The sequence below is a fragment of the Sphingomonas sp. KRR8 genome, from assembly GCF_023559245.1.
Taxonomy (GTDB): domain Bacteria; phylum Pseudomonadota; class Alphaproteobacteria; order Sphingomonadales; family Sphingomonadaceae; genus Sphingomicrobium.
On the sequence record NZ_CP097462.1, the window covers coordinates 617,733 to 634,237 of the forward strand.

9 protein-coding genes and 1 pseudogene are annotated in these 16,505 nt (G+C 62.0%); 6 read left to right on the plus strand and 4 right to left on the minus strand.

The window, feature by feature from the left end; genetic code table 11:
* Positions 1 to 36: 36 nt before the first annotated feature.
* The 4 genes and pseudogenes from M8312_RS03190 (at position 37) to M8312_RS03205 (ending at position 4,874) form a co-directional block, all read left to right on the plus strand.
* Positions 37 to 1,467, plus strand: a complete 1,431-nt coding sequence (locus M8312_RS03190) for a tetratricopeptide repeat protein (RefSeq protein ID WP_250118945.1) — start codon at positions 37 to 39, stop codon at positions 1,465 to 1,467.
* Entirely contained in the window at positions 1,464 to 2,960 is a 1,497-nt protein-coding gene (locus M8312_RS03195; RefSeq protein ID WP_250118946.1) for an exopolysaccharide biosynthesis polyprenyl glycosylphosphotransferase, read from the plus strand. The genes M8312_RS03190 and M8312_RS03195 overlap by 4 nt, the downstream gene beginning before the upstream one ends.
* Positions 2,950 to 3,699: pseudogene (locus tag M8312_RS03200) on the plus strand (WecB/TagA/CpsF family glycosyltransferase). The gene M8312_RS03195 and the pseudogene M8312_RS03200 overlap by 11 nt, the downstream one beginning before the upstream one ends.
* Positions 3,699 to 4,874, plus strand: coding sequence for a cell wall hydrolase (locus M8312_RS03205; RefSeq protein WP_250118947.1), 1,176 nt, complete (start codon positions 3,699 to 3,701; stop codon positions 4,872 to 4,874). The pseudogene M8312_RS03200 and the gene M8312_RS03205 overlap by 1 nt, the downstream one beginning before the upstream one ends.
* Positions 4,875 to 5,003: 129 nt before the next feature.
* On the opposite strand, the gene M8312_RS03210 is transcribed toward M8312_RS03205, so the two are convergent.
* From M8312_RS03210 to M8312_RS03220, 3 genes are all read right to left on the minus strand, one after another.
* Positions 5,004 to 5,603 carry a PEPxxWA-CTERM sorting domain-containing protein gene (locus M8312_RS03210; protein WP_250118948.1) on the minus strand — a complete coding sequence of 200 codons (600 nt, stop codon included), beginning with the start codon at positions 5,601 to 5,603 and terminating at the stop codon, positions 5,004 to 5,006.
* A 192-nt stretch (positions 5,604 to 5,795) separates the two neighbouring features.
* Positions 5,796 to 7,205, minus strand: coding sequence for an oligosaccharide flippase family protein (locus M8312_RS03215; RefSeq protein ID WP_250118949.1), 1,410 nt, complete (start codon positions 7,203 to 7,205; stop codon positions 5,796 to 5,798).
* Positions 7,206 to 7,297: 92 nt separating this feature from the next.
* The gene (locus M8312_RS03220) at positions 7,298 to 8,638 is read right to left on the minus strand and encodes an O-antigen ligase family protein (protein WP_250118950.1); all 1,341 of its coding nucleotides are present in this window, start codon (positions 8,636 to 8,638) and stop codon (positions 7,298 to 7,300) included.
* Positions 8,639 to 9,076: 438 nt separating this feature from the next.
* Here M8312_RS03220 and M8312_RS03225 point away from each other — a divergent pair, with 438 nt between their 5' ends.
* Positions 9,077 to 11,197: a beta propeller repeat protein gene (locus tag M8312_RS03225; protein ID WP_250118951.1), complete on the plus strand. Its 2,121-nt coding sequence runs from the start codon at positions 9,077 to 9,079 to the stop codon at positions 11,195 to 11,197.
* Between the two features lie 16 nt (positions 11,198 to 11,213).
* On the opposite strand, the gene M8312_RS03230 is transcribed toward M8312_RS03225, so the two are convergent.
* Positions 11,214 to 12,431 (minus strand): acyl-CoA dehydrogenase, encoded by a 1,218-nt coding sequence (locus tag M8312_RS03230; RefSeq protein WP_250118952.1) that lies wholly within the window; start codon positions 12,429 to 12,431, stop codon positions 11,214 to 11,216.
* A 477-nt stretch (positions 12,432 to 12,908) separates the two neighbouring features.
* On the opposite strand from M8312_RS03230, the gene M8312_RS03235 reads away from it, so the two are divergent.
* Positions 12,909 to 16,310: an Ig-like domain-containing protein gene (locus tag M8312_RS03235; RefSeq protein WP_250118953.1), complete on the plus strand. Its 3,402-nt coding sequence runs from the start codon at positions 12,909 to 12,911 to the stop codon at positions 16,308 to 16,310.
* The last annotated feature ends 195 nt before the right edge of the window (positions 16,311 to 16,505 follow it).

The window sequence follows — 16,505 nt, forward strand, 5'->3', positions numbered from 1 at the left end:
GTCACAATTCACTCAAAGGTCTAGTGGCACCGACCTATGAATCTTCGGTTGCATTCCACCCTGTTCCTCTTTGCGACGCTGTCGGCCAGCCTCTTGCTGACCGCTTGCAACTCACGGGAAGCCAAGAGCCAGACCGCTGTAAACCAGTATCAGACAGCGGTCGCCCAAGGTGATGTGCAAGCGATCAGGAAGGCCTTGCTTGCCCTGGTCGCGGCCGATGACACGCAGGCGCAATATTGGGTCGAACTGGGCAAGGTGCAGGTCCAGCTTGGAGATCTCGGCGCCGCGTTCAACGCCTTTCAGCGCGCCTACGAGCTCAATCGGGCCGATCCGGCCGTGCTGGGCTTCCTGACCCAGATCGCGCTTCGCGGCGGGCAGCTGGATCAGGCCGAGAAATATGCGCGCGAGCTCGAGCTGGTGAACGCCAGCGATCCCGCCGTGCCGCTTACCTATGGCTATGTTGCTCTTCGGCGCGGCGACCTTGCCGAGGCCGACAAGCAAGCCGGACTCATTCTGGCGGCCAACAGCTTCGACCCGAGCGGCAAGGTGCTGCGGTCGCGTGTGCGGCTTCAGGAAGGCAAGCCGGACGAAGCAGTCGCCCTGCTGCGGGAACAGGTACAGGCGCAGCCGTCCGACCAGCTCAGCCTCAGGGCGCTGCTGGGGCTCTATGAGTATCGCGAGCAGTGGGCGGATGCGGGCTCAACGGCCCGACTGCTGCTCAACTGGGTGCCCAAGGATCAGGATGTCCGTGGACGGTTGATCCTTGCCGAAATCCGAGCCGGCAGGCCGCAAGCCGCGCTTCCGGATCTCAAGGCCGGGCTCAGTCAGGCTTCCTCGCAGGAGGCAACGGCGCTGCTGAACCCGTGGCTGCTCACCGGTCAGGCTGATCTGGCGCTTCCCGTGGCCGTCCGCGCGGGCGAGGAGGCGCCGCTCGAGAAGAAGGTGGCGATCGCCAACTTCATCCTTCGCGCCGGCAAGCCCAAGCTCGTCGCCGACATGCTCGAGGGCAGCGCTACCGAGCCGGTGACCGCCACCAACATCAATGCCAATGCGCTCTACGCGACAGCGATTGGAATGCTTGGTCAGGCAGGGCCGGCGGTGCAACTACTGAACGAAGCTCTTGCGCTGGACGGAGCTAACGTGAAGGCCCTGCGGGGTCGCGCCATGCTTCGGAGCAGGGCAGGGCAGCATCAGGGAGCCATCGAAGACGCCCAGAAGTTCGTTGCGGCCGACCGTGCGTCGTCCGAGGCGCGCTTGCTTCTGGCCAACACCTATGTGGCCGCCGGGCAACCCGATGCGGCGAAAAGGACTCTTTGGGACGGATTTCACGATATTCCGGCGGACCGATCCATTTACCAGGCGTTACAATCCTTCGTTCAACGAATGGATGGGCCTTCGGCAGCCCAGTCCCTCCGGGAAGAATATAATGATCAGCGAAACGACGCGATGATTCGGAGCTTCGCATGAGTTCTGGGACCGAGACGGTCGTGGCGGAGCCGGGAGTGGCCGAGCCGCGGGCGACCGTGCCCGCGCGTCCGCGCCTGGTGGACAATGCGGTTCGCTTCACGTCCAACATCGTCGGGCCGCTGCTGTTCCTGCGCGACATCCTGAGTTGCGCACTGGCAGTTCCGATTGCCTATTTCCTGTACGAGTTGCTGGTGGGCCAGCGGCTGGTCATCTCCGTCCACCTGTTCGCGGGCACGGCGATGGTCGGAACCTTCATCCTGCTTCGCGCGAGCAAGGACAGCTACCTCCAGAACCTGTTCACCATCAGCGAGCGCGGCGACAGCGCGGTGTTCGACGCCCTTCTTGCGGGCCTGGTCGCAACCGCCCTCGTGTTCCTGGCGGGCATGGTGGATGGCTTCTCGCGCGGGATGAGTTCGCTCTATCTCGTGGTCACGGTCATTCTCCTCGGCGCGTCGAGGCCGATCTTCCGCGGTATCCTGAACCGCCTCGCCAGGCGTGAGGTGATCGGCCAGCGCATCGCCTTTTATGGTGCCGATGCCGACTCCATCGAGGCGATCAGGCGCGTGCTCGGGACCAGCGGCCTCGCCCATCTGCGCTTCGTGGGCTTTGCGGACGATCGTCCCAAGATCAGGGAAATCGACGCCATGCCATTCCTTGGCGGCAGCGAGGACTTGGCTGGCATGGCGCGTAAGGGGCAGGTGGACCAGGTCCTGATCAGCGTTCGGAACCTGCCGCCCGAACGGCTTCACGAAATCATGGACCGGTTGAGTTCGGTCTGCGTCGATATCTCGCTCATTCCCGACCAGGCGGTCGATCTCGCGCCGGACTACCGGGTCCGCCTGCTCGGCACGCTTCCGGTGCTGACCTTGTGGCAGCGGCCGTGGCGTGACGTCAGCGGGCTTGTGAAGCGCCTGGAAGACGTCGTGCTCTCGACCATCGCGCTGATCCTTCTCTCGCCGATCATGCTGTTCACCGCGCTGCTGATCCGGCTGACCAGCGCCGGCCCGGTTCTGTTCGTCCAGCCGCGGGTCGGCTTCAACAACGAAGTCATTCAGGTCTACAAGTTCCGGTCGATGTACGCCGACCTGACGGATCTTGTCGGCCACCAGACCACGACCAAGTCAGACCCCCGCATCACTCCGGTTGGGCGCATCATCCGCCGCCTCAGCATCGATGAGCTTCCGCAGCTTCTCAATGTCTTCAAGGGTGACATGTCGATGGTCGGCCCGCGGCCGCATGCGACCCACATGCGGGTGGGCGACCTCTATTACCAGGAGGCAGTCAAGGGTTACGCGGGCCGCCATCGGGTCAAGCCCGGTATCACCGGCCTTGCGCAGGTGAAGGGCCTGCGCGGCGAGATCCGCACGATGGACCGCGCCAAGCGGCGGGTTGAGCTCGATCAGGAATATATCAACCGCTGGTCGGTCGGCCTCGACATCTGGATCCTGCTGCTGACCGTGCGGGCCGTGTTCCTGGACAGCGATGCCTACTGATCGGGTCGCGTTCCTCGGTGTCCGTTTTGATCCGTTGACCATGACCCAGGTCCTCGAACGGATGGCCGCGGTCACGAGCGACAGCCCTTATGGCTATGTGGTCACGCCGAACGTCGACCATGTGGTGCGGCTCGATTCAGCGCCCGACCGCGACCTTCTGCTTCCCCTGTAAGAGACGGCGGATATATCCGTCTGCGACAGCCGCATCATCCAGAAGCTTGGCCAGATCCACGGCCTCGACTTGCCTCTCGTGGCAGGAAGTGATCTCACCGTTCGGTTGTTCGAACAGGTAATCCGGCCCGGCGACCGGATCGCAATTGTCGGCGGGAGCAAGGAGCTTCGTCAGGCCCTCCAGGCCCGCTACCCGGCGGTCGGATTCACCCAGTACCTCGCCCCGATGGGGCTCCGTCGCGATGCCGAAGCGCGCCGATCCGCGGCGGCCTTCATCGCGCAGGCCCGGGCGCGTTTCACGTTCATTGCCGTAGGCTCACCCCAGCAGGAGATGGTGGCGGGCGCCGTTCGTTCCTTTCCCGAAGCGCGCGGTATGGCCTTATGCATCGGCGCATCCCTTGAGTTCATCACCGGAGACCAGCGTCGGGCACCGCGAATCCTCCAGCAACTCAGCCTCGAATGGGCCTACCGCCTGGCCAGCGACCCGGGTCGGCTGTGGCGTCGGTATCTGGTCGAAGGTCCGCGCGTGTTCCGAATGGCGCTGCGAGAGCGGGGGCGGCACCGCTGATGCTGCAGATCGAGACTCGTACGGGCGCTCGCCACCTGCAGCTGGGTGCGCCGACACCTCCGCCGCCACCATCGCCGCGAGCCATTCTCGCGCGCCGTCGCCGGCGGCGCCTGATTATCGCCGCAGTGGTCATGGCGGCGCTTGCCGTCGCCGCCGCGCTGTGGTGGTTCCAACCCTGGCGCGGGCATGCGAAGCAATCAGCGAGCGCCGCCAGCGCCGCCGCGGCGGGTAGCCCGGTTTCGACCAGCGTCCTGCCGGCATTGCCGCCGCCGGACCTATTCCGTCCGCTGACGCCGGAGGACGCAATCGCGCAGAACGCGGAGCGGCCCATTGTGACGCGGCCGGACACGGCGGCGGCAAAGTTCCGGTTCAGCGGCGACGTGATCAGCAGGCTGCGCGCGGTCGATTGCCTGACCCAGGCCGTCTATTACGAGGCGGCTTCCGAGGGCGTGGACGGGGGCAGGGCGGTCGCGCAGGTGGTGCTGAACCGCCTCCGGCATCCGGGTTTTCCCAACAGCGTTTGCGGTGTCGTTTACCAGGGGAGCAACAAGGCGACCGGCTGCCAGTTCACCTTCACCTGCGACGGTTCGCTGGCCCACGTGCCTTCAGGCTATCTATGGGCTCGCTCGCGCCTGATCGCGACCGAGGCGCTGGCCGGCCGGGTTTTTGCCCCCGTGGGTCACGCGACTCATTATCATGCCAATTACGTGCTGCCCTATTGGGCCGATTCCCTCGATAAGACCGCAGTGATCGGCCGGCACATCTTCTACCGGCTGCGTGGCGGGAATGGCGCCAGTAACGCCTTCAGTCAGCGTTATGCCGGGATCGAACCACTGCCACCGCCGTTGCCGGCAACTGACCTCATCGAACAGGGGCTCGACTCGGCGGCACCAGCGGTTGCGATCGATCCCAATCTTCCCGTCGCGCCCAAGGTTGAGGAAGACCAAGTTCAGCAGATAGAGACCGTGGCCAAGCCGGCGCCGGAGCGTTCCACCCTTCAGGCCGACCTGGCACGAGGTCAGCTGATCCTTGGCGAACCCGCACCCGAGGTTGCCCCGGCCGCAAAGAAGAAGAGCAGCGCCGCGACCAACGACTGCGGCACCGGTGGAGCCTCCCGCGTAAAGGCGGTCGGCGCCAATGACCTCAAGGCGGTGGGCAACAGCCCCACCTGCTAGTCGCGGGCTCACGGAACGGCCGCTACTCGCGGTAGCGTGATCGTTCATCAAATGGTGAGCACGCTGCCCTAACAAGAAGGGAGGCGCGGCGAACCGCACCTCCCTCCAGTACCATCAAGAAGCCGAACGTCAGGCCATCTGCGGCAGCGCGCTGACCAAGCGGCGGCGACGCATCGACACGCCCATGCCACCGAAACCGAGCAGCATCAGCGCCCAGGTCGCCGGCTCCGGCACGGCGGCGGTGGCGCGGTAGAGGACCGCGTTCGAGTAGCCCTGCGTGTCGGTCAGGTGGATCGAACCGGGGGTAGCGTTGTTCCAGAGATAGAAAGCCGAAACGTTACCCGCGGCACCCGGGACGTTGCCCCAGTGAAGGCCGAGCAACACCTGACCGCCGGCGCCAGCCAGCAGGTTGTTCAGGGCGTTGAGGTCACTACCCGACACCACGAGACCGGCGTCCTTCAGGGCGTTGAAGTCAACGGTGTAGCTGGTATTGCCGAGCAGTGCATTAATGGCGCTTTGCTGCATGCTGACATCGCTGCTCAAGTTGCTGAAATCGTTGCCGGAGAAATAACCGGCGCACTTGTCGGCAGGCGGCGCGATCGGGCCGGTGGCGCAGCCGGTGAGCGTGCCGGTCACGGGCACCTCGGTGGTGGCCGAAGCCGGGGTAGCGGCTAGCGCCGCAATGGCGAATACCGCGCCTACAGCGGTCTTCCGAAACAGTGAGTTCACGACGAGTCCCCTTGGTTTATCCCGGCAACCCGCCGGCTTTCAGCGTTAGAAGAACCTAATCCCTGTTAACTCCACCTTCACTGCCTCACGAGAGCTGTAAAGCGGAGTTCACTCGGATTTGGTGGTGCAATCGGCGGATTGTCACAAGGGAGTGGGAAGGCGTTGTGCCGACTTGAGACATTGACGGCGCCGTCAGCGAACTCGGTTAACGAGCGCCAGGATCTCCGTTGCGATGGGATGCTTGCGCCGCAAGAGCAGCAGCGACCAGAGCAGGACGCCCGCCAAGACGCTGGCGATGATCGGCAAGAGACCTGTCTCGGGCGAGAACCTGGTCCACAGCATCAAACCGAGCGCAGGCAGCACGGCGGCAGCGCTAACAAGCAGCCCTTCGGCGTAGACGCGCCGGAGTTCTCCGGCCGGACCACCAACAAGCCGGTTCATGGGGCGGCGGTAAAGCAAGAAGGCGAGCAGCGCCTCAGCCAGTTTGGCGGCAGCCGCAAGCGGCAAACTCACCAGGGCACCTAGGGCGAACAAACCGATTCCGGCTCCCGATCGTATCGCTTCTATTCGGACCTGCTGCTTTGTCTCATGCCGCAGGATGAAAACCTCGGCCACCATTCCGATGGCGATGGTCACAGCGGAAGCCAGAGTCAGCAGCGAAAGCGGAGTCGCTGCGGCCTGCCACTTGGGGCCATAGAGCAGGTGAATGACTGGCTGGGCAAGAATGGCGAGCCCGATCATCATCGGCCACAATAGACCAAGCAGCAGCCGCATGAAGCGGACGTACGTTTCGTGGAATGCGCCTTGCTCACGTAGGTCGTGCGAGAGTTTGCTGAAGATGACGTTGCTCCCAGCGCCATAGATGTTTTGGTAGAGCGTCGTGGGAAGGCTGGACGCGCGCGTATAAAGGCCGAGGCTCGCGAGCCCCAGAAACGAGCCGAGCAACATCTCGCCTGCGCGGGTACTCAGATTAGCCAGACCGGAGATCCCAATCATCTGCGAGCCGAAGTGCAGGATCGAACGGATGCCCTTGAAGCGAAGCCGCCAAACGTCAGGCCTCCAGACTACTGCGTTGTAGCATGTCGCTGTGACCGCCCAACCGAGAATCTGCCCCCACGCGAAACTCATGTAGGCGTGACCACGACTGGCGAGGACGATTGTCGCAATTGCCGTGACCGTCGCCTTGGCTACGCTGATGACCGAGACGATGCCGAACCGCATATCTCGAGCGCAGATAGCAGAAGGAATGAATTCGAGCATTCCAAGCAGTGGAAACAAGGCGAAAACCAGGAGAAAGCGGCCGACCTCGACCGAACCGAATAGCCGACCAGCTGTTGCGGATCCGACCAGTATGGCGCCCACGTATAGTAGAGTCATGAGCACGTTCACTGTAAACAGCGAACGAAGAGTGTCACGATCAAGCTCTGACTCTCGCATCACGTACTTAGCGAGACCGAACTGCATGAAAACATTTATGACTGTCGAGACGGCGTTTGCCATTGCGAAGACACCGAAGTCACGCGGGCTGACCAATCTTGCGACGACAATAGTCGATGAGAAGGTAATAAGGAAGATTGCCGCCTGAGCAGCATAGGTCGACACAAGCGATCGGCGAAGCGACATGGATGAGACTTTTTTATTTACGTGTATGTGTCAGGAGATATCAAGCGAGGGAAGAATACTTCCCGCCCCAATCACGCGTGAACCCTTCGGAGCGCGGTTGGTACTCTTGAATCAACAGAAATTGCTCGCCGACGCGTATCATTTAACCGCATGGAAAGCCCAGCAAGCATGCCTAGCGTGGTACCGAGAAGATATTGAACCGGATAGATGAGCAGCATCCACTCAACGAAGCTGTGAACACATACGCATAGGAGAGCGATAAGAAGACCCAGGGCAAGCTCACTTTCAGGTTGGCTCCTGAAGCGCCAAGTCAGGAAACATCCCAACCAGATACCCGACCCTAAAAGTATCACGAGAGCAACCAGGCCTGGGTACCCTGTCTCGGCGAGTGCAAGAAGGTAGGAATTGTGTACTTGGGCTGACCGGTTTCCGGTCGACCAGTTTACACCTGCCCGTGCATTGTACCCTTCCGTATTCGCAATGAAATTGTAGAAGTTGGGGCCAACACCGAGCGGCTTTGCACGGATAATATCACCCGCAGCTCTTGCGAAGGCGATGCGCTGACTGTCTTCTTCCAGCAGAGCGATGTCGTGGACCTGGAACCGGCGTTGCAGGCTTTCGTAGGCTAACCAGGATGCACCGGCCAGAACGATCATGCCTGCGAGTGCGATCGCACCCTTTCTCGCATTGAACCGCAAGAAACAGGAAATGAGCAACGTCGTGACCATGCCGGTACCAGAGATCAGGATGGTGGCCCGCGATGCCGTTAGCGCGACTGCCAGAAGTCCGGAGCAGACACCCAGGGTCGCAATCTTTGTATTTCGCCCGGCTAGGAGCGAAGCGAATACGGGCATGATCGCCATGTGCGAGGCAAACCCAAGAAGATTCTGGTGCCCCAGAGAGCCCCCGGTCTGGAGGGCGCCGCCTGCCCGCGCGACAAGAGCGTAGGCGGCCTGTACCGTGAGACCCAGGACCAGGCCCGTGATCAGCGCTCGCTCGCCGCGATCATTCTGCATGACTTGCGTGGCAGCCAAGAGAACCAGTCCCACTCGAAGGAGCTGAAAGGCGTAGGACAATGCAAGGTTCGTGAAGCGCGCTTGAAAGACAGCAAGCAGTACGGCCACGAGGTAGAGAACGAATGGCCCAACGAGCTTCAGGCCGCGCCATCGCTGCGGGCTGCCGGCGAGAATGGCTAACGCGATCGCATCAAGGAGAGTGAACTCCCACCCCTTCACATAGCCGGACCACATCGGCGTGGAATATGGCGCGGCGAAGAGGTGCCAGGGAGTGATAACGAAAGGCAAGAACGTCAGCAGGCCCCAGACGATCGGAGCACCGGTCGGCCTGGTTCGGAGCCATCCGGCGATCGCGGGGATGGCCACCAGCAGCAGGGCGAGAGCAATCCACTTCAAATCTCGTCACCCTGCGGCTTCAGCAAACTTTGCTTCACTAGACGGGCGCGAGGAAAATTCCAGTCCTGGAAGCGGCACGAGAATAGACTGGTGTGATGCTACTGGAAAACTCGGGTCAGAAGGTGTGGTAGTGTCGCGACAGCGGCAAAGATGAAGCCGAGTCGAGTTCGAAGGCAGCGGAAGGTCACGGATTACATGCAGTCAGACGAGCTTCCGCGTGGTGCGAAGTCCGGCATGCGCCGCCGATCCCTGCTGTTGGCTGGGCTTGGTATTGCCAGTGCCGGACTTGCGGCGAGGTTGGCTGGCGGCCGGTCTGGTCGACCGGTGTTGCGTCCAGAGCAGCAGATTCCGCTCGCGACTGCGCTTCCTAGCCGGACTGAACGGTCCGGGCCGACTGCTTGCACCATCCGACAGCTTCCGCTGGGAGCCGGCGGCTTTGTGACGGGTATCGACGTCAGTGCGGACGGCAATCGCACGGTTTGCAGGACGGACGTGAACAATGCCTTCCTTCGGGACGGTACGGACAAGGCGTGGCGGCCGCTATTCACCCCATCGAGCCTGCGGGCCGGCGAGATCGCGCTTTTGAACAAGCAACCCGCAGAGGCAGACGGGCGCGGGGTCGCGGGGATCCGCATGGCGCCTTCGAACCCCGATGTCATTTACGCGAGTTACTGGGGGCGGATCTGGAAAAGCACCGACGGTGGTCGTTCGATGGTGCAGACGGCCTTCCAGCCTCGCGCCATGTTTGCGAACACGGGTGAACAGCGCCTCTACAATCGAACCATCGATGTGCATCCACGGGATCCCGACCGGGTCATCGTAGGAACCTGGGGGGAGGGCGTGTGGCACTCAGCCGATGGCGGCCAATCCTGGTTGCAAGCGGCCCTGCCGCCCACGACCAAATCGCATGAAGGGCAGGCGGGCCTGAACCTTGTCCTGTTCGACGCCGCTGACCCCGATGTGACATACGTCTTTGTCACCGGTCGTGGCCTGTTCCGATCCCCCAATGGTCCGTCCGGGACCTTCAGCGCAGTAAGCGGCGGACCTCTTTTCGCGTCATGTCTGGTGGGAGATCGACAAGGTTCGATCTACGTTTGCGAGCGAACGAAAGGCGCTCAGGGAGGAAAGGTCTGGCGCTTGCCGCGGGGAGGCAACTGGTCTGCAAGCGATCCCGGGCGCGAGGCCTTCGTCATTGGCATCGACCCACATCGGGAGCGAAGCATCGTCGGCAGCGATGGCGGCGGCTGGTTCTTCTCCAGCACCGACGATGGCGAGAGCTTCGAAGTCCTTGACACCGGCAAGTTCACGGAGGGCGGCGGAGAGATCCAGTGGATGGCTGGCCTGTCCACGATCTTCCCGGCACAGATTGTTTTCGATCCCCGCAAGCAGGGAGCGATGTGGATCGCTCAAGGTGTTGGTGTCGCGCGAGGTGACATCGTGGATCACGGCGTCACGCTTCAAGACTGGTCGGCTGGAATCGAAGAGCTCTGCTGCATCGACGTGATGTGCGTGCCCGGTCGGAACGCTTTTGTCTCAGCATTGGATAAGCCGTTCTGGCGCATCAAGGACGACCAGCGTTTCCGCAACGACTTCCGTTACCCCGTCGCTTCTGGTCAGAAACATACTGCCGACTTCGTCGGACCTGCGAGCTACCTCGATTTCGCTGGCGATGACCCTGATTATCTCGTGGGCGTAGTCGCGCCGAGCCCCAGATCCGCTCCCGGCTTCAGTGCGGATGGCGGCCGAAACTGGCAAGCGTTCGAGGGAATGCCAGCGACCGGATGGGGTGTTGGTGGGTGCATCGCCGCGAGCACTCGAAAGAACCTTGTACTTCTTCCGTCAAACAACAGTTTCGGTGCTTTCACTCTCGACGGCGGAAAGTCGTGGTCGCCAGTGAAGCTGGACGGGAATAACCCGACATCGCACTTCTCGAACGCCTTCTACGTTCAGCGCAAGAACATCACTGCCGACAAGAGCCGGCCAGGAACCTTTGCGCTCGTTTATACGGTCATCAAGAACGACCAGTACGCCGAACCCCGTGGCGGCATCTGGGTCACGCATGACGGGGGCCAGACCTGGTCTCAGATGTTGCGCGGCGTGGTCAGCGACGGCAGCAACGATCCGCAGGCTGTCCTCGCGAAAGGTCAAGACGCACGCCAATTTTGGCAGTGCCAATTGAGCTATGTTCCTGGTCGGCCGGCGGAGATCCTCTACACTCCCCATGCCGACTTCGAGAACGACTCCTTCTACTGGTCGCAAGACGACGGAAAGAGTTGGCGAGACGTCGGCCAATCCGTTCGAAACGTGAGTTGTTTCGGGTTCGGCAAACCCGCGGCGGGCCAGGCTCGGCCCACCGTCTTTTTCTGGGGTGAAGTGCGCAAGCAAAAAGGGCTGTATTTCAGCCAGGACTGGTTCGCGTCGCCGCCAATTCTGCTCAGCCGTTTCCCCAGCCTGATGCTGTCCGATCCAACCTGCATTGCAGGTGATCCAGAGCATTTTGGTCGGGCCTATGTCGGCACCGCAGCCGCGGGTTGCCTAAGGGTCGACGTCAATCAGTAGGTCTAGCTGAGCTCCGTCAGAACGCGCTCAGTCCCGTAATCGCCCGACCCAGGATCAGCGCGTGCACGTCGTGAGTGCCCTCGTAGGTGTTGACCGTTTCAAGGTTCATGAGGTGGCGCATGACGTGGAATTCGGCGCTGATGCCGTTGCCGCCGTGCATGTCGCGGGCGACGCGGGCAATGTCGAGCGCCTTGCCCACGTTGTTGCGCTTGATGAGGCTGATCGTCTCGGGGATGAGCTCGCCCGCCTCCAGGCGGCGGCCAACGCGCAGGGCGGCCTGAAGCCCCAGGGTGATCTCCGTAACCATGTTGGCAAGCTTGAGCTGGACGAGCTGGGTCGCCGCGAGTGGGCGGCCGAACTGATGGCGGTCCAGCGTGTACTGACGGGCGGCATGGAAGCAGGCCTCGGCCGCCCCCATGCTGCCCCAGCCGATGCCGAAGCGCGCCCGATTCAGGCAGCCGAACGGGCCTTTCAGGCCTTCGACGTTCGGGAGCAGCGAGTCCTCGCCAACTTCGACCCCGTCCATCACGATCTCGCCGGTAATGGAGGCGCGCAGGCTGAGCTTTTGCTTCACCTGCGGTGCTGAGAGGCCCGGCATTCCCTTTTCAAGGATGAAGCCGCGGATCTTTCCGCCATGGGCGTCCGACTTCGCCCACACGACGAAAACGTCCGCCACCGGCGAGTTTGAGATCCACATCTTGGATCCACTCAGCCGATAGCCGCCGTCGATCTTCTCGGCACGCGTGCGCATGCCACCGGGATCGGAACCCGCGTCTGGTTCGGTGAGGCCGAAGCAGCCTACCAGCTCTCCCTTGGCGAGGCCGGGCAGATACTTACGCCGCTGGGCTTCGGAGCCGTACGCGAAGATCGGGTACATCACGAGCGAGCTTTGCACGCTCATGACCGAGCGATAACCGCTGTCAACTCGCTCGATCTCGCGGGCAATCAGACCATAGGCCACATAGCCCAGGCCGGCACCGCCATATTCGGCCGGTATCGTCGGACCCAGAAGGCCCATTTCACCCATCTCGCTGAGCAGTGCGCGATCAAAGGTCTCGTTCAGGAAGGCGTCCGTGACTCGAGGTGCCAGTTTCTCCGCTGCGAAGGCGGCAGCGCTATCGCGAACCAGTCGTTCTTCATCGGTGAGCTGTTCGTCGAGGCCGAACGGATCATTCCAGTCGAACGGCAGCAACGTTGGCTCGTGGGCAAGGGCGGGGTCGATGGGCTTGAGCATGCAGCCCACTTAATGCTGCTGCACGAGCCGCGCCAGTCCCCGCGACCGAGGATGCGGGCAAGACCAGAACGGTTGCGATTCGAAATGTCTGCTGACGATGGATGCGCAGACCCGAGGAGAATTGATCAAAATCAGCTTTTTCTAAACTCGCTGGCAATGCTGTTAATTTGTCCAGGGCGGCTGGTCCCGTTGTAAACGTTTCGCCGATGGTTCGCGCGAACTCATCGATAACTAATTAGGTCCGCACTGGCCCAAAATATTCTCGCGGCTAGCCCAACCGCGGGGCGAGGGTCGGGGGCGGCTCTCTCGGTGCAGCCAGCACCGGGTGAATGACTACAAGAAAATACAAGAAGTTACCGAGAGGTTATCCGCGGCAAAGCGGATTCTTAACCCTTTTGGACGCACTTCAACCCTCGAGCTCGATGTCAAACCGCGGCCTGTGTTGCCGCAACTCCGTCGGGGAGGGTGGAGATCTAAATGGGTACGATTTCGGCAATGGATGCTGCCTGGCAGACCCTCAAGGTTGGTGCTGGCGGATTCATCACGGGCATCGATGTTGCGCCGGATGGCACCATGGTTGCGCGCACGGACACTTATGGTGCCTACATCTGGAATGGCACGGGCTGGACCCAGCTGGTTACGGCCGCGAGCATGCCGTCCGGGACATTCGCTGCTGCCGGCGTATACGAAATTCGCATCTCTGCCAGCAACACGAACGTCATCTACATGACGATGGCCGACGGCCTGTACAAATCGGTCGATCGGGGCGGGACCTGGATCAAGACGAGCTTCCCGGTTCATAGCACCGACCCGAACACGAACGACCGGATGAACGGCGAGAAAATGGCCGTCGATCCCACCAATTCGAATGTCGTCTATGCCGGTACCCAGAAGGATGGCCTGTGGGTCACGCGCGATGGAGGCACCACGTGGGCCAAGATTACCGCCGTTCCGCAGGGTAGCAACACTACTGATACGGATCTGACGGGCATCACTATAAAGGGTGCGAACGTGTTCGTGGCCACTGCTGGAAGCGGTGTGTACATGAGCAGCGATAGCGGCGTGACCTGGAAATCGATCGGTGGACCGGCGGACGTCGCGAATGCCGCGGTCTCGAGCGACGGCAGTTATTATGCAACCGGCAACAGCGACGGCACGCTTTGGAAATACAGCAACGGCAGCTGGACCAAGCTGCTGACTGATAGCAACAATGGCGTTCACGGCATTGCCATTGACCCGTTTGATTCGACACATCTTGTGGTCAGCACGCCCGGCGGCACCATCCAAGAGAGCCACGACGGCGGCGCAAGTTGGAGTGGCTGGAGCTGGTATGGCCAGCTTGAGTCAACCAACGACGTTCCTTGGCTGGAGACCACCAGCAAGTACATGGGTGTCGGAGGACTGGTCTTCGATCCTCTGGTGCCCGGTCAGCTGTGGCAGTCAGCCGGCGTGGGTGTTTGGAATACCCAGATTCCTTCTCAGCTCGTGTGGAACCAGCCCTACACCTGGACGTCCCACAGCGCCGGTATCGAGCAACTCGTCGCCAACGACATCATTGCTCCTGCCGGAGGCGATCCGATCCTCGGTTCCTGGGATCGTGCGTTCATCGATGTCAGCAACCCCGATGCCTACGCCACAAGTTACAGTGGCGGCAGTTTCTCGATGGGCTGGTCGCTCGATTACGCGTCGACGAACTCGACGTTCGTCGTCGGGATATCGGATTGGTGGGGCCAAGAGAATTCCGGCTTTTCCACGGACGGAGGAAAGACATGGCAGAAGTTTGCCGGGCTTCCGTCGTGGGCAACCTCGACCATTGGCGGCAGCATTGCAGCCAGCACGCCCACCAACTTCATCTGGGTGGCAACCGGAAACCAGCCGCCGGCGTACACACTGGACGGGGGAACGACCTGGACCAACGTCAACATCGCCGGGATCACTGACTGGAGTGGTCTGAACTATTTCTATTACCTGGACCGGACCAGCGTGACAGCTGATCGGGTACTCGCCAACACATTCTACCTCTATGACTGCAACAGCGGCCTCTATCGGACAACCGACGGAGGCGTGAGCTGGACCAAGGTTTACAACGGTCAGATTTCCGACTGGTCTTATTGGAATGCTAAGATCGAGGCGGTGCCGGGTTCCGCAGGCGAGCTGTTCTTCACCTCCGGACCGCAGGGCAGCGATCCGTCTGCGCAGCCGAGCACGACGGCGTTCATGCATTCAAAGGACGGTGGGGCAACGTGGCAGACCGTCACCGGCGTCGGCGCCATTACCTTCGGCTACGGTGCCGCGGCGACTGCAGGCGGTCCTGCCACGATCTACATCGTTGGTACGGTGAACGGCAAATATGGTGTCTGGTACTCCACCGATGATGCGGCCACCTGGACGCAGATCGGCGATCATCCGATGGGCAGCCTGGACACGATCAAGACCATCTCCGGTGATATGGATCAGTTTGGCCGTGTCTACATAGGCTTCACCGGTTCTGGATACGCATATTTGGATGTCGGAGCGACTTCGGCGCCCCTGACCACGGCCACCCAGCCCGCCCAGGTCGCCCCAACAACCCAGGTGGCAATCATGGACATCACGGACGATGCCAAGGGTATCGCCATGCCGACGGGGTCGTTGACCAATGACAAGACGCCCTTGCTGCATGGCACGCTGACCGCGGCTCTGACCAGCGATCAGACTGTCGCCGTGTACCGGGATGGGGTGAAGATCGGGATTGCGACCACGAGCGGGACCGGCTGGGCATTCACCGACCCGGGCGCGACGGATGGCAGCCATAACTACACCGCGCGCGTCGAATCGACGAGCGGCCTGAGCGGCAACTACTCGCCGCCTTTCAACCTGCGAGTGGACGCCACTGCGCCGACCCAGACGGTCGCAACAACGTCGGCGGTCGACGACTTTGGCGCGTCCACTGGCACTCTCGCCAGCGGGGCGATCACCGACGATCACTCGCCGCTGATCAAGGGCACGCTGTCAGCTGCACTTGGCGCGGACGAAAGCCTGGTCGTCTATCGCGACGGTGTCCGCCTCGGCACGGCCGTCGTGTCCGGCAGCGGCTGGTCCTTTGCCGACAGCAATGTCGCCGACGGTCAGCATAGCTATGTGGCCCGGGTGGAAGATGCGGCGGGCAACCAGGGTACCGCAGCCGCCGCTTTCTCACTTCAGGTGAAGTCGAGTGCACCGAGCGAGACCGCCTTGATCAAGCTGGCGGTTGATGACTTCGGCACCATGAAGGGCAATCTGCTGAGCGGAGCGACAACTGACGATACCTCACCGCTGCTCAAGGGCACCTTGTCCGCCTCGCTCAACACGGGCGAGCAGCTGGTGGTTTACCGTGACGGCGTGCGCCTTGGCGCCGCGAGTGTGACGGGCACCGACTGGAGCTTCGCCGACAAGGGCGTGTCCAAAGGTGCGCACGTCTATACCAGCCAGGTTGAGGACGCGGCGGGACAGAAGAGTGCTCCGTCGGCCGGTTTCTACCTTTCCATCTCCAACCAAAAGGGCGTGAAGGCGGCGGTGATGAGCAGCTACTCGTTGAGCAGCACCGGCACCGGCACCAGCACCAGCGAAACGTCGCTCACGAGCTCGACTGGGACTTTCACCAAGTACAGCCTCGCCGCGAACGATCTGCTCGATACGAGCAGCTTCAGCGCGACCAAGCTGACATTGGCAAGCTCCACGTTCGAAACCGCCTTCGACATGAAGTCTGGCAATCTGTCCTCATTGAAGCTTGCAGCCGCGGCGCTGGTGGACGGAAGCGCGGATGGCCACGGCTTTGTTCCGAGCCACGCCTCCGACGACAGCGGCATCGACCTGGTCGGAAGCTGGAACCAGCACGGCGTCCATCACTGGATCGCGTGATCAGGTGAGCAGGGTAGGGGTGCCGGGCTTGCCCCGTGCGCTCCTGCCCCGCTCACCGCCACGGTCTCCCGCTGCCCTGGCTCGCCTTGCCGAAACCCGGCATCGACCTGAAAACTTTTCTTTTTTTGTGGTCCGAAAGTCTCTAGCAGGGCCCGGATTCGGCCCGGTTCCGGAATGGCCGATGCCGTGAGTGGG